This is a genomic window from Nonomuraea basaltis, from assembly GCF_005893125.1.
Classification (GTDB): Bacteria; Actinomycetota; Actinomycetes; order Streptosporangiales; family Streptosporangiaceae; genus Nonomuraea; species Nonomuraea basaltis.
The window spans coordinates 12102-34356 of record NZ_VCJS01000132.1; the positions used below are offsets into that span (position 1 = coordinate 12102).

Consider the following 22255-nt stretch of genomic DNA (forward strand, 5'->3'; position numbering starts at 1 on the left):
GGCGGAGACTGGCATCGCGTCTGCGCCACCGCGATCCACCTGGTACGGCAGGCCCAGCGCGCAGGCGTGGTGTCGGCGTACGACATTCGCGACTTCGTGCGCGACGCCGCTCAGGCTGAAGGACTCGGCGGTTGGGAACTGGATGCGCTGGACGCCCTCATCTGCCCAGCCGACGGAATCCAGCTCACCGTTCCTGCCGGGCATCGGCGCACGTCCTACATCAACGGCCAGCACAAGAGCCAGGCCTTGCTGGATGCCGGAGTGCGCCGCACCATCGTGATCGACTGGGTGACGCCCACTCCGACAGGGTGATCAACATGCGCGAGAGCAGAAGTCCCTTACGCATTCCGCGGGTCTCAAGGATCCGCTGGTGGTGGACACGCATCACCATGCCCCGAGCGCCATTGCGCTTCGTCTACCACCCGCCGGCCGACCCGGCAGACCTGCGTGAGATCTACGTCTACGACTCCCTCGACTACGACATCGCCCGCCTGGTCTGGCAGGTCTGCGATCAATGCCGGCACGGCTGCGTCAACAAGATCTCCATCGACGAGGAATGGCAGCGCCAGGGCCTCGGCCGCCGCCTGATTCATAGGGCGCTCCGCGATGGTCCGGACTACACCTGGGCCACCACCGGCCAGTCACCCGAGGCGAAGAAGTTCTTCCCCATCATGGCCGCCGAGACCGGCGCGGCCTTCATCGTACACGGGCCCTCGTGTCCGCATATGGGACTCAACTGGCGCGCTTTCGGCGCTGACAGCGGATCGCGCCGCCCCTCTGGTCGGCACCCGGCCATTGTCATCCTCGGCTGCGCGGATGGCCGCCACCTCGGCGGCGGTCGCCTTGCTGAACGCCGGGTCGGCGAGCGCCCGCGCGTAGATCTCGCTGCCGCCGTCGGGCGGGCCGCTCGGCCGAAGCCGGCGGTGTCTCTTCAAGTCTGACCATGATCTTCCTCAGTGTCTGCGAGGTCTTCACACATACCGGGACGGATGGGTATCGCCCGGCGTGACAAGTGCGACCAGTGACATGGCTCACGAACTGCCTGGGCGGGTGGTCACGGCCAGGGCGACCCCAGCAGCCCGACTGTTGACCACAGCGACGGCCGAGGTGGTGTGCGGGGGGCGGCCATCGGGGTGAGGGACTTCAACCGCGCGGGCACATGATGAGCGCGGCGACGTAGTACGCGCACGGAACGGGGGTCGAGGTCCGCGACGAGCCGTTGAGATGCCAGCCACCGCCGGTGATGACGACGCTCATGTTGCGTCCTCGGCGCCAGGGCCCCGCTGAGGAAGCAGGGCCTCCGCGGCCGCCCAAGCTCGGGTGAGCCCGAACTCCGCCAGTCCGCGGATCAGGTCACGAAAGGTCTCTTCGGTGGCCCCGTCCGCCTGTGCCAAGGCGGCGTGCAGGCGCATCGACTGGCCCAGGGTTTGGTAGAAAACGTCCACGGTCAGGCAGGCGATCGCCCGTTCGCGGATGCTGAGGTGCGGGCGGGCCCAGCGCTGGGCGAGCTGGTCTTCGGTGAAGGCGGCCAGTCCCGGGTCCAAGTCCTCGAGATCGTGTACGGCGCGGGCCAGCGCTCCGGTCAGCGGCACCGGCTTGACCGGGTCGGTGTCCTGCGCCGGGGGCAGGCCGAGCTCGATCAGGCGCTGGAAGGCGGTGACCACGATCGGATAGCCCACATAGGGCGCCAGGTGCCGGTAGAGCTCGCGAATCGCCTCGGGGTCGACTCCCTGGGCCAGTGCCATCTGCAGGTGCATGGCCAGGGGCTGGTCGAGGTGGGGGTGGCACAGGTCGGCGGTCAGGCAGACGAAGGCCTTCTCCCGCATGGTCAGGTGGGTCAGGCCCCACAGGTTGTGGCCCGCGCCGACCGCGAGCCGGGCGAAGACGGGGTCGAGCGCTACGAGGGCGTCGGCTCCGGCGAGTTGGGTCATGGTGGGCTCCTGTTCAGGACAGGCCGAGCGCGCGAAGGCGCAGGCGGTCGAGGCTGTACTGGGGAACGATGCGGCCGAGCGTGCTCATCAGCCGCGACTTCTTGCCAACGGGATACCGGGAGCGCGGCTTGTTCGAGGTGAGGGCGTGCAGGACAGCCCGGGCGACGACGTCGGGGCTGGAGCCCGAGCGCTCTTCCTTGAGGCCGGCGGTAGTCATGGTGCGGTAGGCCCGGCCGTACAGCCGCCGTCCTTCCTCGCCGAGGGAGGCCAGGCGGGGCTCGACCTCGTCCTGCAGCTTGTCGACGGCGTCGGTGTGGATGGAGCCGGGTTCGACGAGCACAGCGGCCACACCGTACGGCTTGAGCTCCATCCGCAGCGCGTCGTTCAGCGAGCGGATTGCGTGCTTGGACGAGCACAGCGGGCCGCCGAACGGCAGCGTGATCCAACTGCCCACCGAGCCGACCGTGACCACGCGCCCGCGCGAGGCCCGCAACATCGGCAGCATCGCCTGGGTGACTGCCACCTGGCCGAAGACATTGACCTCGTACTGCCAGCGCAGCGCGTCCAGGGAGACGAACTCCAGGGGGCCGGTGACGCCGACGCCGGCGTTGTTGACCAGGGCATCCAGGTGGCCGATCCGTTCGGCGGCCTCGGCGATCTGGCCGGCGTCGGTGACATCCAGCTTGATCGGGGTGACGGTGGGGCCGAGCGCCTGGCCGTCGGCTTCCTTCCGCACCCCGGCGTAGACGGTGAAGCCCTCGCGGGCCAGTAGCAGGGCAGTGGCGCGCCCGATTCCGGTGGAAGCGCCGGTCACCAGGACGGTATTCGACATCTTCATGCTCCTTTCGGCTATGCCAACAATTGTTGACCTCGTCGGCTCGCAAAGTCAACAGTCGTTGGCCTACAATTGTTGGCATGAGGAGATCAGCAGCTGCGACCAAGGCGGTCATCCTGGCGGCGGCGCGCGAGCGCTTCGCCGCCGACGGCTACGAGAAGGCGACGATCCGAGCGGTCGCCGCCGAGGCCGGCGTCGACCCGGCCATGGTGATGCGGTACTTCGGCTCCAAGGAGAAGCTGTTCGCCACCGCCGCCGAGTTCGACCTGCGCCTGCCCGACCTGAGCCAGGTGTCGCGCGAACGCCTGGGCGAGACGATCATCCGGCACTTCCTGGAGCGATGGCGTGCCGACGACGGGCTCCAGGTCCTGCTACGTACGGGGGTGACAAACGAGGCCGCGGCCCAGCGCATGCGCGAAATATTCCGCGCCCAGCTCGCACCCATGATCGTCGCCTCCGCCGGGGATCGGGCGGCGACGAAAGCGGCGCTCGTGGCCTCCCAAGTACTGGGGATGGCGCTGTGTCGCTACATCCTGAAGCTCCCTCCCACGGTCGACATGTCGGATGAGGAGGTGATCGAATGGCTCGCGCCGACCCTCCAGCCCTACCTGACCAGCGAGTGAACCTGCTGCTCCTCGGTCTTGAGCTGGCGGTTCTCCTTGATGAGGAAGTAGATCAGCAGTCCGCTCATGATGAAGTGGCCGCCGGCGGTGTACAGGCCGGGGAAGTAGCCGCCCTTGATGATCGGGAAGACGAAGTGGGCGATGCCGTTGAGCAGGCCGGCGCCCAGGGCGTACCACCACAGGAAGAAGTTGGACACCCGGATCCGGTAGAGCGCCCCCGCACCGGCGAAGAAGTAGAGCGCGCCGAAACCGAAGACGAAGACCAGCAGGAACTCCTTCTCCGGCCAGTCCCGTGGCGAGTCGAACAGCTCGACGATCTCGTGGGGGAAGCCGCCGGTGTACTCCTCGGCCATGTGGATGAGTTGGAAGCCCACAGCGCACAGGTAGACGGCGATCACTTTCCTCGACTTCACCGGGCGGGCGTAGCTGAAGGCCATCCAGCCGCTCCAGGCCAGCACACTGGCCACCACGAGGACGATGGCGCCTTGGATGGGGAGGGTGAGCAGCGCCCAGGCGCAGAACGCGACGGCCAGGATCGCCATCACGGTCGCCGAATAGGGCTCAGGTCGCTTGGTCATAGCGCGGACCCTACGAATCTCGAGGTGATCGCCGCCTCCGTCACGTGACTGATGTTCGTTCGCGGTGACACCAGTCAAGCGACGGAGGTGAGGCACAACGGCCTCGGTCCAACGTCTTCCCCACATCAAAGTGCTCAACGGACACCGACCGGTTCGCCGGTCGCCATAAGCCCGGTGACCATCGAGGTCGAGTACGGAGGGAGCACTCCAGCCATGGCTGGGCATGCCCGACCACCTGATCGGCAGGAGGCAGGACGGCTTCCACCTTGCGTACGCCCACGGTGGCCGGCTCGTGACCCGGTCACGCTGGCGGCGGTCATGCCGGGCTTTGCCACGCTCTGCCTCTGGTCAGCCCTGTGCAAGCTGGACGTGGCCGCTTCGTTGCGGAGCAGAGCATGTTCAGCTGGGCCGTGTATGGGAGCTGTCGACCACCCTCACGGAGTCGGAGGAAAGAGGTGATCAGCATGGTGATTCAGTCAGGTGACTGAGGCGGCCGGCGAGGGGCGCGGTCTAGCGTCGGCGGCATGAAGCTGATCAATGATCACCTGGCCATCAAGGCGCGCGCGCTGCCCACGACCGACGACGGTTTCGTCGTGCTGGCCGGCGAGGTCGGCACCTGGCGCGGCTACTTCCCGTCGCCCCCACCCGGCTGGCCGCTCACCTCAAGTCCTTGGCCGCGGACGTCGAGGCTCGTGAGGCCAACGTGTTCCGCGCCCTGTTCCACACCCCGGGAGAGGGCGACAAGCTCCTGGCCGCCAGAGGTATCCAACCGGCACGCTACGACGTCGTCGTGCTGATCCGCACCGTGTCCGTGGAGGCGGCACTCGCCGTGCGCGAGAGCGCGGCCTACAAGGAACTGGCCCAGACGCTGCGCGCGGCTGCTCGCCGAACCCACGAGATCGTCGCGCGCAACGCCGGCCGGCTCGGCGACGTGGACCACAGCCAGAACCATTGCTTCCTGTTCAACTACTTCTACGCCGACGACCACGAAACCCTGCTGAAGGTGTTCGACTACACCGCCGGCTGGTTCCAGGCCAAGACCGCGCTGCCCAACTCCGCCCTGATGCAGCCGCTGGAGGGCGAGAGCGCCGACTACGGGCTCATCAACCACGCGAGCTGGCCGACCCTGCGCGCCTTCCTGCCCAGCCTGATCTTCCGGCCCACCTTCCGCAGTTTCGTGCTGGCCAACTTCAAGGCCAACGGCGTCGCCGCGCAGCCGATCATCTACCGCCGGGTGTGACCTGCCCTCAGGTCAGTCCTGGGAGCCTGGTCAGCTCGGCGCGCGAGGAGACACCCAGCTTCGGGAAGGCCTTGTACAGGTGGGAGGCGACCGTGCGCGGGCTCAGGAAGAGTTGCGCGCCGATCTCGCGGTTGGACGCGCCCGTGACGGCCAGCCGTACCACCTGGAGCTCCTGCGGTGTCAGCACGCCCAGCGGATCTCCGGCACAGGCATGGTCCGGCAGGGAGTGCCCCGTGGCGCGCAGCTCGGCGGCCGCGCGGTCGGACCAGGGAACCGCGCCGAGCCGGTCGAAGGCCTCCATGGCGGCCTGGAGCTGGCCGCGCGCCTCGGCGCGCCGCCTGGTGCGGCGCAGCCACTCTCCATAGACCAGGCGGGTGCGTGCCTCGTCAAAGGGCTGCTCGCCCTCGCCGTGCAGGGCCAGCGCCCGCTCGTGCAGTGCCCCGGCCTCGCTGTCCGGGGCCAGCAGCGCACGGACCCGATGCAGTACGGCCAGCGGCGCGGCCCGGCCGGTGGCCTCGGCCCACTCCGTGTAGCGCCTCAGCCGATCCCGTGCCCGCTGCGGGTCCCCCACCCGCACGGCGGCTTCGATGTAGTCCGGCCAGGAGTATCGCCACAGGAAGGCGTGGCGCGTGGGACCGGCCATCGCTCGGTCCACCCGGTCGAGCATCGCTTCGTAGCGGCCCAGCCCGAAGTCCAGAGCCCCGAGGGCGTACTCGGCCCAGCAGGCTGCCGGCATCCACCTGCGGTGGTCGGCTTCGCGGATCGCCTGCCCGGCCATCGCCTCGCATTGTTCCTCCTCGCCTGCGACCGCCGACAGCCAGGCGTGCAGGGCCGCGAGGTAGCCGTGCCACATCGGCTGGCCGACGTCGGAGGCCAGGGCCAGGCCCGCGGTCACCGTGGCCCGCGCGGACGGGTGGCGGCCGTTGAGGAGCTGGGCGATGGCGAGGAGCGTCATGGCTTGAGGCAGGCGTCCTAGGCGCCCCTGCACCCGGCATTCCTCGACCAGCCCGGTCGCGCCGGCGAGCATGCCGTCGTGGTCGGCACGGACGATGGCCTGGAAAGTGATGACGAAACGCAGCTCGGACGGTATGCGATCGGCCTGGTCCGGCACGGGGTAGGTGAGCGTGGTCACGGCGTCCCCCTCGAGGACCAGGCGGAAGGCGTGGTTGATCGTGCGCACCACGGCGGGCAGCCCGTCGCCGTCCGGGCACAGTTCCTCGCTCCGGCGGGCCAGCGGGAGCTGGTCCGGGTGGGCGGCGCTGGCCCAGGTGTAGTAGCCCGCCATGCTGAGCAGCGACAGTCTGACGAGCAGGTCGTCGGCTGCCTCGGCCCCCTCGTGCAGCAGGCGCACGCCCTCCAACGGCCGACCGGCCTCGATTTCCAGCCTCGCGCGCACGTAGGCGAGCTCCGCCAGGACGGAGCCCTTCAGCGTCGTCGCCTCGGCCTGGTGCCGGGCCCTGTCCACCAGCTCACCCGCGCGCTGCCACAGGCCCGCCTCGGTCGCGGCTTCGGCCGCGGCGGCCCGCCGTCGTACGCCCTGGCCGGGGTCGGCGGACAGTTCGGCCGCCCGCGCGTAAGCCGCCGACACCGCCGCCTGCCCGCCTCGCTGCCGCGCGCGCAGCGCCAGGCCCTCCAGCTTCCCGGCAACGTCCTCGTCGGGCTGCCGGGTGACCGCAGCCAGGTGCCAGGCCCGCCGGTCGTCATCGACCGTCTCGGCCAGCGCCCGGTGCGCCGCCATCCGGGCGGCGATGTCACAGGCCAGCAGTACCGCGGTGCGCACCAGCGGGTGGTGGAAGGCGATGCCCCCCGGCCCCACCCTGACCAGGCCCGCGCGCTCGGCTTCGGCGAAGTCGGCCAGGTCGGCGCCTAACAGGCCGACCGCGCGGGCTATCACGTCCAACTCGTCGTGGTGATCGAGGGCCGCCACCAGCAGGCAGGAGCGGGTGGTGTCGGGCAGCGCCGCGATCCGGTCGCGGAAACCGGTCAGCACCCTGTCCGTCACCGGCTGTGCCGTATCGAAGGAGAAGGACAGGGGGACGAGTGCGCCCTTACGCTGCTCGGCGGTGAGCAGGTGGGGCAGCTCGACCAGCGCAAGCGGGTTACCCTCAGCCTCGGCCACCAGCCGGTCGCGTACGACCGGCGGCAGGTCTGCCGCCTGTTCGGCGAGAAGCTTCTGGGCGGCCTCGGTGTCCAGCTTGCCCAGCCGCAGCTCGGGCAGACCCCGCGCGGGGAAGCCGCCCTCCTGCGCGGCGAACAGGACGGCGACAGGCTCGGCATGCAGGCGGCGTGCGGCGAACAGCAGCGCGTCGGCCGACTCGCCGTCCAGCCACTGCGCGTCGTCGACCAGGCACACCACCGGGCCCGCCGCCGACAGCTCCACCAGCAGGCTGAGCGTCGCCAGCCCGACAAGGAACCGGTCTCCCCGGGTGGCGCCGCCGAGGCCGAGCGCACCACGCAGCGCCTCCGCCTGCTGCGGCGGCAACGCCTCGATGTGATCGACGACCGGGCGCAGCAGCAGATGCAAGGCCGCGAACGGCAGATCCGCCTCGGACTCCACACCGGTCACCCGCAGCACCCGCACCCGCGCACTCGCCACGGAGGACTCCAGGAGAGCCGACTTGCCGATGCCCGCCTCGCCACGCACGACCAAAGCGCCGGACCGGCCCTTCAGTAGCTCGCCGATGACGGCCTGCTCCGCCTGACGCCCATACAACATGGCACTCCAAGAAAGCGGTTTGTCCGCAATGTGACGCGAGAGGAACGGGTGTGTTCAGTGACGCGGTCAGCGATCCGGCCCTGCGCGAGATCCTGGCCCAGCGGTTGCAGGAGCCGCACCGGCTCGCACTGCGGGACACACTCGGCGAGCCGGAGCGGGTGCTGTTGTTCATGACGTCGTCGGAACCTTCCTGCACCGGAGGGGGATGGCCGGCGTGCTGATAGTCGACGCCGATGCCGACGCGCTGATCGAGATGGTCGTGCCACCCTGCTTTAGGGTTGGTCGCTCACTCGTTCGCCGCTTGCGTGTGGGCATCAACGGGTGGATGCGGAAGACGGGGTGACCAGGTGCGATCCTGCGGAACTCCGGCAGAGGTGATGTCGGGGTCAGCCCCAGGTGCGGCCGGGCGCCGGGCGCGGCGGCGAGGTAGCGGCGCAGGATCTCGGCGCGATGCTCGGCCGGGATCTCCTCGAGCAGGATCGGCGTCTCGCGCCCCCGGCGACGGAGCACGGCCTTGCCGCCGGCAGTCTGGACGTTCCGCACCCAGTTCGCGTCCGGCCCGAGCATCGAGACGAGGAACTCGGCGCCGCGGTAACCGGTGACCGCGACCGGAACCGACGTCATGTTCCCGCTGCGGCGTCCCACCACCTTCAACACGGCGGCCCGGGAGAGCCGCAGCCGCCGAGCCCCGTACACCAGGACGTCGAGCTGGTTCATGAGCCGCATGAGCGCGTTCGGCCGCATGCCGCGATACATCGCGCGCTTGAGCGTCACGACCCCCCGTACGACAACACGGCAGATGCTCATCCCGCTCTTCTCCACAGCAGTGCGACCGCGGCGAGACCGGCGAGACATGGAAGGACCTGCAGCCAGCTCAGCAGTGGCGCGAGACCGACGTCGTCCGAGGTGTCGCGGATGGTCAGTGCGGCGATCGCGAAGCAGGCCGCGATCGCGAGCAGCCCGGCGGCCAGCCAGGAAGCCCAGCTCTTACCGGCACGGACGGCCCATATGGCGCCGAGCCAGCCGAGGAGTCCCAGTCCTCCGACCGTGGCCAGGATCGCGAGGTACGCGGTGACGGCGGCGTCGATCGCGGCGGGCTCGTAGGCGGGATAGCCCGCCCTGATGTGGTCGGCCAAGGCGGCTTGGTCGAGGAACGGAAAGAGGGAGGCGATCGCGGTGAGGCCCGCCCCGACGTACATCGTCGTCAGTGCGCTTCGGTTGCGCGGTCTCTGCTTCAGCGTCGTCATGACAGGAGTCCTTCTAGATGAGCAGGGTGCCGGGCGAGGCGTGGTGCCCGCAGCACCGATTGAGACAGCCACTTTCTCTAGCGAGTTACTCTAGATCTCAATTTTCGGACAGTCAATGTCTAATGGCAGAGACGCTCTGAAGCGTGTGACTTGCTGCTACCCTGAACATATGAGCGGGCTTCGTGAACGCTGGCGGCTCAAGGCCATGCGCACCATCCGGGAACGCGCCCTCGATCTCTTCGACGAGAAGGGGTTCAGTGCTGTCACGATCGAGGAGATCGCGGCCGCGGCCGAGGTCTCACCATCGTCGGTGTATCGCTTCTTCGGCACGAAGGAAGGGATCCTGGTCGCCGATGAGTTCGACAGCATGAGCCTGGAGGCGATCAAAGAGTTCCTCACCCCCGGCGATCCGGTCGGCAGTCTGCTCCGGGCCGTCCGTGCCTACGAAGCCGCGCCAGAGGGCGCATCCGAGGACGAAAGCCCGCCGGCGGAGAAGGGACCCTGGCGCAGGGTCCGTTACTTCTTCGCTGAGCCGTCGGTGCGCATGGCGGTCTGCGCCACGCTCGACCGGGCGGGCCAGCGGATCGCACCGCTGCTCGCCGAGACCGGAGAGCTGAGCCAGACGCAGGCCCGGGTGACCGCGAACGCCCTCGCCTTCGGCTACTTCGCCGCGCTCGAGCAGTGGTATCTCGACGGCGGCACCCGCTCCATCGCCGACTACGTCGAGGAGGGCATGCGACCGCTACGCGGGATCTGGAGTGCGACGAATCCGCCCGCAACCCCCGGCCCGACATCTCGCCCATAACCGCGAGGTGCCCGCTGACCAGCGCTAACGCCCCTTGCGTGTACCTGGTGACAGCTTCGTAACGACAGGTCTGCCGTGTAGCCGTCTCCAGTGAGCTCGACAAGCTCATCACCAAGCAGGAACTGGACCGCCCCCAGACCAACCCGGCAGATCTCCAGGCAGGAAACCCCACGCGCGTTACGGTGCTGGCATGTTGGTGCGGTTGCTGTGGAAGCCCCTGCCCGAGTCGTGGCCGGCAGCAGCGGCCGGCGGGAAAGCGGTCGGATCACCGTCCTCGCCCGTCCCGCCGTCCGAATGTGGTCACGGCGACGCCGGTGAGTATGACGGCGCCGCCGGCGGCATGGTGCCAGGCGATGTCCTCGCCGAGCAGCACAACGCCGGTGAGCACGCCAACCAGGGGGATCACGTACGTGACAGTGGACGCGCGGGTCGCGCCCCATGCGGCATTGACGATCGTGTTCCATACGTAGGCCAGGCCGGTTCCAGCGGCGCCGAGGACGGCGACGGCGGCGAGCAGGGACGGCGTGACCCGCGCCGGTGGCCCGCCGATCAGCGGCGTGGCCGCCACCATGACAAGGGCGGACCAGCCCACCTGCACCGTGGCAATCATCAGGGGTGACGACGTCGAGCCGTCGCGCCGTTCCCCAGGCGAGGTGACGAACCGGCGCAGGTAGACGTAGGCGATGCCGTAGCAGCAGGCGACCGCGCAGCAGGCCAGCACGGGAACCGGGGCGAGCGCGCCCGGCAGGAGACCGGCACTGGGGCCGAGGGTGAGCAGGACACCGGCCAGCCCCAGGGCGAGTCCGGAGACCTGCAGCCTGGTGAGCGGCTCCGCCCGGCTGGAGACCAGGGTGATAAGGGCGGTGGCCAGCGGGGTCGCGGCGTTCAGGATCGCGGCCAAGGCCGACGGGACATACTGCTCGGCCCAGGCCAGCATCAGGAAAGGCAGAACACATCCCAGGACGGCGACCACGAACATGTGACCGTAGAAGGCGCGGTCGCGCGGCGGCCGCGTACGGGCCGCGACGCACATCACGACCAGCGCCGTCGCTCCGACGACGAGCCTGGCCCAGACCACCTGCGGCGGGGTGAGCCCGGCACCCAGAGAGATCTTGATCAACGCGAAGCTCGTGCCCCACGTCAGGGCCAGCGCGGCGAAGGCCAAGGCCGTCGCCGGGCGTCGCCCGGACCGGACGGCGGTCCGCCACGCCATTCCGGCGGAGCGCCGTCGCCGCGCGGCGCCGCCCGGATCGTCCACCGGAGTGTCCGGCTGGGGCGGGCCCGTCCGGCAGTCCGCGGGCTCGCCGGTGAGGGTGCGAATACGGCGCAGCGGGGAGCAGAACACCGGCACCCAGATGATCGTCAGGATGCCCGCGCCGATCCACAGCGCGGCGCGGGGAGACGCAAGCTCCGCGACGGCCCCGGCGACGCCGGAACCGATCGTGACAGCACCGGTGAGCAACACCCTGATCGTGGCGTTGACCCGGGCGAGCACGGCATCCGGCGTGACGCGCTGGCGGAACGACACGAGCAGGACGTTGTCATAGCCGATCTTCGCGCACACGACCGCCCACCCGCCCGCGGCTATCCAGATGGGGACCAGGGTGCCGGCCAGCGGCGTCAGCATCGCGGCGGGAACGACAGCCAGGCCGAGGATCCACAGCGAGCGGCCTTCCCCCAGCAGGCGCGACAGCGGGCGGGCGACGGTCGCGCCGACGAGGCCCCCGACGCCGCCGGCCGCCAGGTACGCGCCGAGTACCGTCTCGGGCAGACCGAGCTCGCGGATCAGGACGATCGGGACCATCACCGAACTCATCGAGACGCCCAGATTCGTCAGCCCTCCGGCGGCCGTCACCGCGCGCAGCACGGGATACCTTCCCACGAAGACCAGTCCCTGCCGCACCTCGGCCACCAAGCGGCGCCCGGCCGGAGGGGCGGGAACGGCGGGCTCGCGGGCACGCACCATGACCAGCCAGAGCGCGGACCACAGATATCCCACGGCGTTCACCACCACTGCCAGCGGTGCGCCGAGCACCTGCACGAGCCATCCCCCGGCGGCCCGCCCGCCTGTCTGGCCGGCGAAGTCGGCCGTGGCCAGCCAGGAGTTCGCCGCCACCAGCCGGTCCCTGCCGACCACGTGCGGCAGGTAGCTCTGGGCTGCGATGTCGAAGAAGACGGTGCCCGCGCCGGTCAGCAGCACCACCGCGTACAGCTGCGTCAGCGTCAGCACCCCCGCCGCCCACGCGATCGGCACCGACGCCAGCAGCAGTCCTCTCACAACATCCGCCACGATCATGACCGGGCGCCGCCGCACCCGGTCCAGCCACGCGCCGGCCGGCAGCCCGACGACCAGGAACGCCGCGGTGCCCAGTGCACCGAGCAGCCCGACCTGACCGGGAGAGGCGTCCAGAGTCACCACCGCAACCAGGGGAAGCGCCAGGTAACTGATCTGCGTGCCCAGCTTGCTCACCACAGCGGCGGTGAAGAACCACCGGAAGTCTGCGCGCCGTGCGGTCTCTGCGTCACCGTTGGGGCGGGGCGGACGGTCAGGGGTGCGGCGAGATGCTTGTGCCGCGGTGTCGGGGTGCATCCCATCACCGTGCGGGCCGGGCTCCGGGATGCGGTAGACATTCACTCTGTCGTGAATCCTCTACATGTCCGGGAGGTCGTGGTGCTGCGGCTGAGGCTCTCGGTGACGGACCTGGCGGGGCTGAGGTTCGCATTCTCTCCGCTGTGGGAGATCGTGGCCAGTGTGCGGGTACTCGGCCAGCCGGCGGCTCACACGCTGCATCTGCCGTGGATCCGTTCCGCGGGGGCGCGGCTGAAGGGCGCCGGGGCCGACGTGTCGCTGCTGCGCGCACTCGTTCCCGTCCCGACGCGGGCGATCCCGGGTTTCCTCGCTCCAACGCCGCTCACCCCGCTGCCCTCCCTTGAGCTCGAGCTGGAGGCCCTGGCCGGCACCGAACCGGAACTGTGCCGGGACGAAGTGCACAAGGTGTTCGGTGTTCTCAGCGGCCCGCTCGCCGTGTTCGACGACGATCCCGCGGCCGGTCTGCGGGCCCTCGTCGGGCAGATCCGGGCGTACCACGAGGTCGTGCTCGAACCCGACTGGCCGAAGATCCGCGGACTTCTCGAAGGCGACATGATGCACCGGGGTCGCCGACTCGCGCAGGGAGGCGCCGCCAGGTTGTTCGCCGACCTCGACCCCTCGATCGCCTGGCAGGACGGTACGGTGATGATCACGCATTCCGTCGCCGGCGACCATGACCTGGACGAGCGAGGGCTCGTGCTGGTGCCGTCGGCGTTCACCTGGCCCCGGGTGTTCACCAAGGTCGCACGGCCGTGGATCCCCGTGGTGCGCTATCCCGCTCGCGGGATAGCCGGGCTGTGGGCGGCCTCGCAGACCGCCCCCGACGGCTTGTCCCAAGTCATCGGCCGGACCCGCGCGCGGTTGCTCGCCGAACTCGACGCCCCCGCCTCCACCACCGAGCTGGCCCGGCGCACGAGCCTCGCACCCGGCGGGGTTTCCGCCCACCTCACCCGCCTGCGAGCGGCCGGCTTGGTCACCTCCCACCGCACTGGTGCTGTTGTCCTGTACGCCCGCACCTCCCTGGGCGACCAGCTCCTGCGGCCCCGCTGACTGAGACCCCGCCGACGCCGATCGGCTGGAGCCGCTGCGCCTCGTCTCGGAATACCGACTCGGGTCAGGTCACGCGTGTGGCGGTCAGTCCTCCAGCACCGGTTCCAACGTTGCCGCCCCGGCCCGAGCAGCCCCGGCAGGCGCTATGGCCGCTTGGCTACATGGAGCTTGACCGGCACGGTGCCGAACTGCTGTTCCAGGTCTTAACGGAGCGGGAGGAGACCAACAGTATCGCGATCGCCTCAAACGAGTCGTTTTCGGGACGGACTAAGACATTTACCGAACTGGCGGCAGGCGGCCGCCATCGCGGCCCTGATCGTCAGCGTGGAGGTATCCCATGCCAACAATCGCAACGCGCGCGGCAGCACTCGTCACCGGCGCTGCGCTCGGTATCCTGCCCGCCACCGTGACCGCCGGCGCAGCGGCTGCAGCCGGGCCGCGTGTCTGCTCAAAGGCCGCCGCCGTCGCCCAAGCCCTGCCCGTCAAGGCACCCGCCAAGCGAGCCGCACCCGTCTACTTCCAGATGCAGGCCGATCCCGGGGAGCGTCCGTTCGTCATCGCGCTCACCGATCCCGCCAAGATCGAACACGCCCGCCGCATCCTCAGCGGACAGGAAACAGCCCAGATCCACGTCATGGGCCGCATCATCAAGAGACCCACCCCTTACAACCCCGGCTGGAACTTCCACCTCCACCCTGACACCATCAGCTTCTTCCACACGGCCGTCGAGGTCTGCGACGCCTCAGCGCAGTACACCGAAGACCACCTGGACGAGGCATGCGGCGCCTTCCTGCCCGGCTGCATCTGGTGCCCTTGGTCCTCCCGGCTGGTTGCCGAGATCCCTGTACCTCAGCGCGATCAGCCGCCTCACCACCGAGCACGTTAACGCCCACGAGAACCACGTCGAGCTCCTGCTCGGCACCTCACCAGTCGTCCTCCCCGAACCGCTCGCCGACCTCGTCCTCGAACTGGTCGAGACCCGTCGAGGCAACACCATCCTCAACAAGACCGCCGACACGCCCTGGCTGTTTCCCGGCCGCCGACACGGCCACCCCCTCAGCCCCGACTACCTCGGCCAACGACTCAAGAAAATCGGCATCCACGCCGGCCGCGACCGCTCCACGGCCCTGTTCGGCCTCGCCACCGAGATCCCCGCCGCCATCCTCGCCCGCATGCTCGGCATCCACATCAAGGTCGCCGTCGCCTGGCAACAAGCCTCCGCAGGCGACTGGATGACCTACGCCGCCGACCTCAGCCGCCGCACGACCCCTTCATGACCGCGTCACACCATCCCAGCGGAAGAACGTGCTTATGATCGAAATCAACGGGCCGTTTTACCAGGTCAGAGCCGACGGGTTCACTCTGACCATTCAACGCTGGGAAGGACACGCCCCGGAAGACACCCCCGAGGCGGACGCCACGATCACTCTTCCGAACGGCTCGCGCCACTACGCGTCCTTCATGACCCTCGATGCGGTCCAGCAGGTCATGGACCGCCACCGCGACACCGGCGAATGCAGCAGCGGCGCCTACTTTTGGACCACAGACCTGATCATCACGCGTCGGCCGGGGATCCCGGCGATGGTCGACGCCGTTGCCGATCTGATCGCCACAGGAGACCTCACCGCCGCCTGCTGTCGGCGTACTCCTTGATGTGCAAAGAAGTGTACGAGTAAACGGGCTCTGTCGCTGATCTTGGGACGTGGGATGATCCGGTAGTTGATCGTTTGCGGAGTGCGTTCCGGGATGCGTTGAGGAGTTGCTCCCGCATTGGGCGGGGATCGTGGTCGAGGTTGTGGAGCGGGTCGCGGGGATGGTGATCCTGCACGCCCGGCGCCAAGGCGACAAGGGAATCTGCCCACACTGTGGTGTGGCCTCGAGGCCAGCGGCGGCACGAGCGAGCACCAACCCGGCCAGCACGTCGGTCTCAAACCTCGCGATCTCCTCCGGACCCACCGGAGAGCGGACCTCACGAAGATCTCGTACGACTGCGACGCTCAACTCGCGTCTCCTCGTCTTCACCGAACCAGTAAGACGAACAACCGAGACGATAGAACCTCAGAAATCCCGAGGTCTCCTCAGATGACACAACCGGCATGGATGGAACGAGAAAGCCCAGGTCCAGGGACTGCTGCGCAGACAGAGGCGTCAGGGAACTCCGGAGTTGTTTCATATGGTCGATTTGGAGGCCCGGCGTCCGGTGGAGGTGCTCCCGGGCCGGGAGGCGAGCCCGGTGGCCGCCTGGCTGGCCGCTCACCCGGAGGTGGAGATCGTCACCCGGGATCGCGCCCGTGCCTACGCCGAGGCCGCCCGCACGGGAGCGCCTCAAGCCCGGCAGATTGTTGATCGCTGGCACGTGTGGAACAACCTGACCGAAGCCGTGGAGAAGACGGTCGGTGCGCACCACGGCTGCGTCAAGCAGGCGTATGCCGAACTGCCCGGCAACGGCGGCGAGCTCGCGGTCCCGCCCGAGCCGCCGGACGGCTACCTGGACGTCCACGGCCGCGAACGCGCCATGGTGATGCGGACGAGGAGGCGATACGCCGAGGTTCAGGAGCTGGTGGACCAAGGCCGCTCGCTCAGGGGCATTAGCCGGGATCTGAATCTCGACTACTACGCCGTACGCCGCTACGCCCGCGCGGCCGGCCTGGAGGAACTGCTAGTCGCTGCCACCCACCGCACCACGCTGCTGGATGCTTACAAGCCGTACCTCTATGAGCGGTTCAGCCAGGGGTGCCACAACGCGAGCCTGTTGTTTCGTGAGATCCAGGCACAGGGATACCAGGGCAGCGCGAGCCCGGTCGACCGCTACATCCGGCTGCTCCGCAAAGGAAGCATCGCGCCGCCACCACCCAGGGCCACGCCCAAACCCCGCAAGATCACAGCCTGGATCATGACCCATCCCGACAACCTGCGTCCCGACGACGCGCCCGACCTTCAGCAGGTCCGCGAGGCCTGCCCCGAACTGGACGCCACCTTGCGCCACGTCCGCAGCTTCGCCACCATGATGCGCGACCTTCGCGGCGACCGTCTCCCCGCCTGGATCGACGCAGTTCCTGAAGAGAGCCTGCCCCACCTGCACCGATTCGCCCATGGCCTTGGCTACGACCTCGACGCCATCATCGCCGGCCTGTCGCTTCCCTGGAACTCCGGACAGGCCGAGGGTCAGAACACGCGAGTGAAGCTGATCAAGCGGCAGAGCTATGGCAGAGCCAACTTCGATCTCCTTCGGAAGCGGATCCTGCTCCGAACATGATCCTCAACCCGTCCCAAGATCAGCGACAGAGCCCGTTTACTTGTACGTGGCTCTGCACTTGAACCCGTACGCCGACACCTGCAGGGCTCTTGATCGCGAACACGACCTGGGCGGCGATCAGTAGCCCTCTGCCGGCACGTCGAAGTTCCAGGTGGCCGGGAGATCCCCGTCGCAGACGGCGCACACGAAGGAGCCGTCCTTGACCACGTTGCGCTCGCCGCACTCAGGGCAGCGGCGGAAGACAAACTCGTCGGTGAACCGGCCAGGATGAGCCACTTCAACCCGATCAAGCGCTTCCTCGACCGCAGGCCAGGAACCTGCCTCCGGACAGTAACCCGTCGATTGGTTGCTGACCTCAGCAACCTCCCAACCACCAGGCCCTTGCGCCAAGGCGATCTCACCCGCGCTCAACACCACACCGCCGCCTGCGCACGCCACATGTTCGCTACGCCGCGGCGCCAGCCGGAGGTCCCCCTGCACGTCAACAACGAACGTGAATGGGTTCGCCAACTCGTCTTGGCCGACGACGCCCAACCAGGCAATGAGGTCTTCCGTCGTCCTGATCACTTGGCCAGCAGGGGCGTGCCGCATCGCCGCCAGTACCTCGGCTGGACCGACATAGCGATAAGCCCGCGCCTCGTCTGCCATCACGCGAAGGTAACCCACCCGACAGCAGCACCGCACCAGGATTGATCACGGTCCATCACGGTGCTCGGGCGACCCATTCGGACAGTTCCGATATCCGACGGTGCCGTTAGGCACCTACGCCTCCGGATTCCCCGACGAACTGGCCCTGGAGGAATGGCTGACCCGCCTCGAACACCTCGAACAGGCCGAGCAACGCCTTCAGGCGGGCGAGCACGTCAGCGGACCCGCCGCCGACAACTACCGCAGCCGCGTCGTCGGTGGTCCGGCCCGGTTCGCGGGCCGGGTAATCCGCAGTGGCCGCCAAGCCAAGGCCGTCCTGGCCAACCCAGCCCTGCAGATCTATCCAGGAAAGGGTATGACCTGCGTCTTCGACCCCACCCAAGCCCTCTGCCAGATGCGCGGCACCGACACCGGCGACGACCGACGCACCCCGGACCTGGACGACTGCCGCCCCGGCTGCCGCAACATCGCACGCACCGACCAGGACATGGCCACCGTGCACCAGCACGCCACCGATCTGCGAGCCATCGTCGATGATCCGCTCAGCCCCCCGATCCGCCACGATCGCGAGCGCAGACAACTCGACCGGCTGGAGAAGATCATCACTGAGCACGGGACGAGCGTGACCGACGATGAAGTGATCGGCCATGACGAAGGCTGAACCGGACGAGAAGCTGCTGAAGGACCTGCGGGCTGCTGCCGACCGGTTGATCGCCGGGACGGCGCTGAGGTCATCGGGAAAACTGACGGTCTCCGACCTGGCGGCCGAAGCGGGTATCAAGCGCTGGGTCCTCACCCACAAGCATCCCGAGTTGATGCACGCCTTCCAAGCCGAGTTCAAGACCTTGGGCCAAGTGTCGGCGCCCGTCCAAACCGCCCTGGACCGAGCCACCCAGCTGGAGAAGGACCTGACCAAAGTTCGCCAGGACAAGCGACGACTCAAGGAACTCGTCGACACCTACGCCGCTGTCATCACCGAACTCACCGACGAGCTCATCCAGGCCCAGCAGCAGCGAGACGAGGCCCTGGCCGAACTCGCCCGGCGGCACCACGACGCCGTCGCGGTCCTCGCAGACCACCGGCCGACCCGCCGCGCCAACGACACCTTCACCCGCTGACCCCTCTGGGCGCGCCCACCGCCGCGGGTAGGTGTGTTGATACATCCGTGCGTGGTTGATCCTCTCCAGAGGAAAATACGACACAAGGTGTCAGGTTTTTGGTCGAGCATGGTTTCACCGGTCGGCGTCAATGGCGGACGCGAACCGGGCCTACGGATAGATGCGGATAGATAAGGACCTCAATGCGCGAAACGCCAGAAGATCTCAAAGAGCTCCAAGGCCTCCTCGACTCCTCCCTCTCCCGCTCCACCTCACACCTCCAGTCGATCATCACCGAACACACCCTGACCGCGGAGCAGCTCACCCAGGTCCTCACTGGCATGTGCACCCTCGCCCTGTCAACTGTGACAGCAAAGGGCGAGCCGCGGATCAGCGGCGTGGACGGGCATTTCCTGCGCGGCAAGTGGCACTTCGGCACGGCGCGTAGCGCCGCCAAGGCCCGCCATCTCGCCGCCCGGCCGGTCGCCAGCGTCGCGCACATGCGCGGAGAGGACTTGGGTGTGTTTACGCATGGCACGGTGGAGATCCTCAATCCCCAAGACAGTGAGTCTGCCGCGGACTGGCCAGACCTGCTGGCCTACTTCAAAGACTTCTACGGCAGCACCGCCTTCGACTGGGACAACGATGTGGTCTTCTACCGACTGCGCCCGCACTGGATGACCGTCTACGCCCCCGACGTCGACAAGCTCACCGCCAAGTGACCCCAGGCCCTGAAACAGGCCTAGTGCCACGTCAGGCAACGTTTGCCCTGTCCGCTACCGGCACCTCGGGGCGATGTCCCCCGTCGATATGTCCGCGCGTTCGGGAGCACGGCCAGCGCGGCCAACGCGACCCCGGGCCGTCGTTCCGTCGCGAGGGAGCGGCCAACGTGCCAGGATAAATCACGTCAAGCCGTAACTCGCGTGGGCCGGTATCGCAGGGCGACCGCCCCCGACCGGAACTCATGGCGGTCCACGGGCTCGAGCTGGATGCGCTCGCGCAGACCGGCGAGCAACGTCGGCCCGTGTCCGGCAAGGACCGGCTGCACAAGGAACTCGTACTCGTCGATCAGTCCCAGATCTGCCAACGCCAGGGGGAGCGTCACGCCACCCACCCACAGGCCCTCGCCTGACTCCTGCTTGAGCCGCTGAACCGCTTGCCCCAAGTCGCCTCGCACCAGCTCGGCATTCCAATCGACCCCGCTCAGCGTGCTCGACACGACGTACTTCTTCGCCCGGTCGATGGTCTCGGCGAACGGGATCTGCCACTCATCCATCCAGTCAGGCCACGTGTCCGTGGCCGGCTTCCGCCACGCCGACTCCATCATCTCGTAGGTCACCCGGCCGAATAGCAGGGCATCGGCTCGCTCCATCTCAGCGGTCCAGTAGCGCATCGACTCCTCGTCCGGGGGGAGCCCTGCCTCGTGATGGCAGCAGCCGTCGAGCGTGACGTTGATCGAGTATCGAAGTGGTCTCATCTCGTTGCTCTCCCTTGATGCGCGCAGCGCGTTTTCACCGGACCGTACTTAGACGACTGTCGGCGCCATTTCTCATCGGCGCCCGATCCCACCTACTCAACACCGTCGCGATGCGAACCTTAACGCCGTCGATATGCGAACCAGACCGCAGACCGAGCGCGCGACCGATTCGGCGCTCGGGGCGTTCAGGTTCGCAACGGGACGGCGCCCATAACGCTCGACTTCGATGCACGGTGCCACGTCACCTACCGTCGGCTCAGGGCCAACGACGAACGTCGCAAACGTTGCCTGACGCGGCACTAGGTATCTCCTCCGAGCCCTGGGACTGCGATCCCGTGCCCTGATGGGCTCCAAGACGACTATGAAAGATCAAATTGCAACAGACCCGAACCGGGTAGAGAACGATGCCGGGCATGCCGATGAGGATCACGCCGATGCCGGTGCGGTCGTGATGGTCGCGGAGTTGTTCGAGCCCGGCCGTTTTGAGCCGGTCGGCTTCATCCACGATCAGGAGCTCGGCACCGGTGGAGCTGGCTCCTGGTGAAGGGTTATCGCCGTTGCCCCGGCCGGTCTGCAGCATGAGGTCGATGGCGGTCAGCCACGGCCGGGCCGGTTGGCCCTTGGGGTCCACGACCCACAGGTCCAGCTCGGTGTGGTCGGCCTGCCAGATCTGGTTCGGCTTGGATGCCTCCCTGCGATGCACCAGCTCATACACCTCCCGGTAGCGTTTGGTGCCCTCCACCCCGAGCGCGACGAGCGCTGGATCGAGGTTGCGGACGATCTCGTGCACGGTGGAGTAGCCGGGAACCGGCCACCCCTGTGCGGTGGCGACGCTGACGGCCTGCTGGTGAATCACTGCGACACTTCTGCGGGGCGGCCGCAGCGCCAGGCCCTCGATCAGCAGCCGCAACGGCTCAGGCATCCGCGCCCGGCCACGGTCCGAGCGCGGCCGGCGCACCAGCCCGGCTAGGCCGCCGGCCTGGAAGGCGGCACGCCACCGGCGCAACGTCCGCTCGGAGACCCCGCAGGACCCGGCCACCTGGGCCAGCGGGACATCGTCTTCGAGGTGGGGCCGCAGCAGCAGCCAGCGCTCGATCGCCTCCAGGCGCTGAGCGTCGCTGAAGCCCATCAGCGGGGCGGGGTCCCCGTCCTGTGCGGCTGCTTCCATCAACCGTCCCTCCTGACCGGCCATGACCTCACTGCGCCGGCCCCGTCCGGAGTGTTCCCGCTCCGCTCACGAAACTCTCCGACGGTAAGGGGGAGTTATGCGCTCATGCGCTCTGCTGGGCTTTGGCCTGGTCCAGGACCCGGTAGACGGTCGCGCGGCCGACGGTGAAGACCTCCATCAGGTCCGCGATGCTGTACTCGCCGGAGGAGTGCATGCGCACCAGCTCGGCCTGCTGGCGGGCCGACAGCTTGGGCTGCTTGCCCTTGAGCTTGCCCTTGGAGCGGGCGATCGCCATGCCCTCACGAGTGCGCATCTTCAGCAGATCGGCCTCGAACTCGGCGAAGACCGCCAGCATGTTGAAGAACATCTTCGACATGGGGTCGGCGGGGTCATAGATGGTGCCGCCGAGCGAGAGGCGGATGCCGCGGGCGAGCAGGGTGTCGCCGATGTCGCGGGCGTCGGGGACCGAGCGGGCGAGGCGGTCGAGTTTGGGGACGACCAAGGTGTCGCCGGCGCGTACGGCTGCCAGGGCCTGGTCAAGGCCGGGGCGGCTGCGGTTGGTTCCGGTCAGGCCCTTGTCGAGGTAGATCCGGTCGTCGGCGACGCCGAGGGACGCGAGGATCTCGCGCTGGGCGGTGAGGTCTTGCAGGACGGTCGAGCATCTGGCGTAGCCGATCAGTTCTCCCACTCGGGAAGCGTACCGTTTAGCCCCCCTTCACCGGACAGTTTCGCGGACCGGTCTAACGAGACGAAGTTTCCGCTGGTCACGTCCTCGCCGATCGGCTGCGCGGCGTGTCTCGTTGAGGGTTCCCCTAACGGACACGTTTTCTACGGGTGGGCCGAAGGCAGATGTGCTCGTCGTCGACACGGTCGGGAAGGAACGACGCCGGGATGCCCTGTCTGATCATGAAGAGCCGTTGGTGTTCGACGGCCTCGTAGCTCTCTCCCTCTAAGAAGTCGCCGATCATTTCGCCGACTGGCTCAAGAAGGCGCA

Annotated in this window: 25 protein-coding genes and 1 pseudogene; 14 read left to right on the forward strand and 12 right to left on the reverse strand. The window is 68.3% G+C overall.

Annotated elements, in window-relative coordinates:
- Positions 1 to 66: 66 nt before the first annotated feature.
- Both EJK15_RS43250 and EJK15_RS43255 read left to right on the forward strand, forming a co-directional pair.
- Positions 67 to 312, forward strand: coding sequence for a hypothetical protein (locus tag EJK15_RS43250; protein ID WP_138716278.1), 246 nt, complete (start codon positions 67 to 69; stop codon positions 310 to 312).
- A gap of 77 nt (positions 313 to 389) precedes the next feature.
- Positions 390 to 941 (forward strand): GNAT family N-acetyltransferase, encoded by a 552-nt coding sequence (locus EJK15_RS43255; RefSeq protein ID WP_138716279.1) that lies wholly within the window; start codon positions 390 to 392, stop codon positions 939 to 941.
- A 312-nt stretch (positions 942 to 1253) separates the two neighbouring features.
- On the opposite strand, the gene EJK15_RS43260 is transcribed toward EJK15_RS43255, so the two are convergent.
- Complete coding sequence (locus tag EJK15_RS43260; RefSeq protein WP_138716280.1) at positions 1254 to 1931, reverse strand: carboxymuconolactone decarboxylase family protein; 678 nt, start codon at positions 1929 to 1931, stop codon at positions 1254 to 1256.
- Positions 1932 to 1944: 13 nt separating this feature from the next.
- Positions 1945 to 2763 (reverse strand): SDR family oxidoreductase, encoded by an 819-nt coding sequence (locus tag EJK15_RS43265; RefSeq protein WP_138716281.1) that lies wholly within the window; start codon positions 2761 to 2763, stop codon positions 1945 to 1947.
- 83 nt (positions 2764 to 2846) lie between these two features.
- On the opposite strand from EJK15_RS43265, the gene EJK15_RS43270 reads away from it, so the two are divergent.
- A complete protein-coding gene (locus tag EJK15_RS43270) occupies positions 2847 to 3389 on the forward strand; it encodes a TetR/AcrR family transcriptional regulator (protein WP_138716282.1) in 543 nt (180 codons plus the stop codon).
- Here the strand turns inward: EJK15_RS43270 and EJK15_RS43275 are convergent.
- On the reverse strand, positions 3371 to 3967 hold the full coding sequence (locus EJK15_RS43275; protein ID WP_171074867.1) for an HXXEE domain-containing protein: 597 nt from the start codon (positions 3965 to 3967) through the stop codon (positions 3371 to 3373). The genes EJK15_RS43270 and EJK15_RS43275 overlap by 19 nt on opposite strands.
- 670 nt (positions 3968 to 4637) lie before the next feature.
- Here EJK15_RS43275 and EJK15_RS43280 point away from each other — a divergent pair.
- Positions 4638 to 5207 carry a hypothetical protein gene (locus tag EJK15_RS43280; protein ID WP_206061456.1) on the forward strand — a complete coding sequence of 190 codons (570 nt, stop codon included), beginning with the start codon at positions 4638 to 4640 and terminating at the stop codon, positions 5205 to 5207.
- 7 nt (positions 5208 to 5214) lie between these two features.
- Here the strand turns inward: EJK15_RS43280 and EJK15_RS43285 are convergent, their stop codons facing one another.
- From EJK15_RS43285 to EJK15_RS43300, 3 genes are all read right to left on the reverse strand, one after another.
- Positions 5215 to 7923, reverse strand: coding sequence for a LuxR C-terminal-related transcriptional regulator (locus tag EJK15_RS43285; protein ID WP_138716284.1), 2709 nt, complete (start codon positions 7921 to 7923; stop codon positions 5215 to 5217).
- A 168-nt stretch (positions 7924 to 8091) separates the two neighbouring features.
- Complete coding sequence (locus EJK15_RS43295; RefSeq protein WP_206061457.1) at positions 8092 to 8730, reverse strand: PNPOx family protein; 639 nt, start codon at positions 8728 to 8730, stop codon at positions 8092 to 8094.
- Positions 8727 to 9170: a hypothetical protein gene (locus tag EJK15_RS43300; protein WP_138716285.1), complete on the reverse strand. Its 444-nt coding sequence runs from the start codon at positions 9168 to 9170 to the stop codon at positions 8727 to 8729. Before EJK15_RS43300 ends, EJK15_RS43295 begins: the two co-directional genes overlap by 4 nt.
- Positions 9171 to 9339: 169 nt before the next feature.
- Here EJK15_RS43300 and EJK15_RS43305 point away from each other — a divergent pair, with 169 nt between their 5' ends.
- Complete coding sequence (locus EJK15_RS43305; RefSeq protein ID WP_138716286.1) at positions 9340 to 9975, forward strand: TetR/AcrR family transcriptional regulator; 636 nt, start codon at positions 9340 to 9342, stop codon at positions 9973 to 9975.
- Positions 9976 to 10240: 265 nt separating this feature from the next.
- Here EJK15_RS43305 and EJK15_RS73290 read toward each other — a convergent pair whose 3' ends face one another.
- Entirely contained in the window at positions 10241 to 12565 is a 2325-nt protein-coding gene (locus EJK15_RS73290) for an MFS transporter (RefSeq protein ID WP_276615489.1), read from the reverse strand.
- A 51-nt stretch (positions 12566 to 12616) separates the two neighbouring features.
- Between EJK15_RS73290 and EJK15_RS43315 the strand changes: the two genes are divergently transcribed.
- The 6 genes and pseudogenes from EJK15_RS43315 to EJK15_RS43340 all read left to right on the forward strand — a co-directional run bounded on the left by EJK15_RS43315 (position 12617) and on the right by EJK15_RS43340 (position 16871).
- On the forward strand, positions 12617 to 13615 hold the full coding sequence (locus tag EJK15_RS43315) for an ArsR/SmtB family transcription factor (protein WP_240777583.1): 999 nt from the start codon (positions 12617 to 12619) through the stop codon (positions 13613 to 13615).
- Positions 13616 to 13767: 152 nt separating this feature from the next.
- A pseudogene (locus tag EJK15_RS73295) lies at positions 13768 to 13899 on the forward strand (ATP-binding protein); the annotation flags it as partial.
- Between the two features lie 53 nt (positions 13900 to 13952).
- A complete protein-coding gene (locus EJK15_RS43325) occupies positions 13953 to 14501 on the forward strand; it encodes a BP74-related protein (RefSeq protein ID WP_240777584.1) in 549 nt (182 codons plus the stop codon).
- The gene (locus EJK15_RS43330; RefSeq protein WP_138716288.1) at positions 14446 to 14892 is read left to right on the forward strand and encodes a site-specific integrase; all 447 of its coding nucleotides are present in this window, start codon (positions 14446 to 14448) and stop codon (positions 14890 to 14892) included. The genes EJK15_RS43325 and EJK15_RS43330 overlap by 56 nt, the downstream gene beginning before the upstream one ends.
- 34 nt (positions 14893 to 14926) lie before the next feature.
- A complete protein-coding gene (locus EJK15_RS71385; protein WP_171074868.1) occupies positions 14927 to 15268 on the forward strand; it encodes a hypothetical protein in 342 nt (113 codons plus the stop codon).
- Between the two features lie 478 nt (positions 15269 to 15746).
- Positions 15747 to 16871: an ISL3 family transposase gene (locus EJK15_RS43340; protein ID WP_276615490.1), complete on the forward strand. Its 1125-nt coding sequence runs from the start codon at positions 15747 to 15749 to the stop codon at positions 16869 to 16871.
- A gap of 117 nt (positions 16872 to 16988) precedes the next feature.
- On the opposite strand, the gene EJK15_RS43345 is transcribed toward EJK15_RS43340, so the two are convergent.
- Positions 16989 to 17519 carry a TFIIB-type zinc ribbon-containing protein gene (locus tag EJK15_RS43345; RefSeq protein WP_138716290.1) on the reverse strand — a complete coding sequence of 177 codons (531 nt, stop codon included), beginning with the start codon at positions 17517 to 17519 and terminating at the stop codon, positions 16989 to 16991.
- Between the two features lie 100 nt (positions 17520 to 17619).
- Between EJK15_RS43345 and EJK15_RS43350 the strand changes: the two genes are divergently transcribed.
- The 3 genes from EJK15_RS43350 to EJK15_RS43360 all read left to right on the forward strand — a co-directional run bounded on the left by EJK15_RS43350 (position 17620) and on the right by EJK15_RS43360 (position 19338).
- Positions 17620 to 18180 (forward strand): hypothetical protein, encoded by a 561-nt coding sequence (locus EJK15_RS43350; protein WP_138716291.1) that lies wholly within the window; start codon positions 17620 to 17622, stop codon positions 18178 to 18180.
- Entirely contained in the window at positions 18167 to 18637 is a 471-nt protein-coding gene (locus EJK15_RS43355; protein WP_138716292.1) for a hypothetical protein, read from the forward strand. The genes EJK15_RS43350 and EJK15_RS43355 overlap by 14 nt, the downstream gene beginning before the upstream one ends.
- Positions 18638 to 18819: 182 nt before the next feature.
- Positions 18820 to 19338, forward strand: a complete 519-nt coding sequence (locus EJK15_RS43360) for a pyridoxamine 5'-phosphate oxidase family protein (protein WP_138716293.1) — start codon at positions 18820 to 18822, stop codon at positions 19336 to 19338.
- 185 nt (positions 19339 to 19523) lie between these two features.
- Here EJK15_RS43360 and EJK15_RS43365 read toward each other — a convergent pair whose 3' ends face one another.
- From EJK15_RS43365 to EJK15_RS73300, 4 genes are all read right to left on the reverse strand, one after another.
- Positions 19524 to 20093 (reverse strand): dihydrofolate reductase family protein, encoded by a 570-nt coding sequence (locus tag EJK15_RS43365; protein ID WP_138716294.1) that lies wholly within the window; start codon positions 20091 to 20093, stop codon positions 19524 to 19526.
- Positions 20094 to 20349: 256 nt separating this feature from the next.
- A complete protein-coding gene (locus tag EJK15_RS43370) occupies positions 20350 to 21261 on the reverse strand; it encodes a helix-turn-helix domain-containing protein (RefSeq protein ID WP_171074869.1) in 912 nt (303 codons plus the stop codon).
- 103 nt (positions 21262 to 21364) lie between these two features.
- Positions 21365 to 21949, reverse strand: coding sequence for a recombinase family protein (locus EJK15_RS43375; protein WP_138716296.1), 585 nt, complete (start codon positions 21947 to 21949; stop codon positions 21365 to 21367).
- Positions 21950 to 22073: 124 nt separating this feature from the next.
- A partial coding sequence (locus tag EJK15_RS73300) for a hypothetical protein (protein ID WP_206061458.1) occupies positions 22074 to 22255 on the reverse strand: 182 nt, incomplete at its 5' end.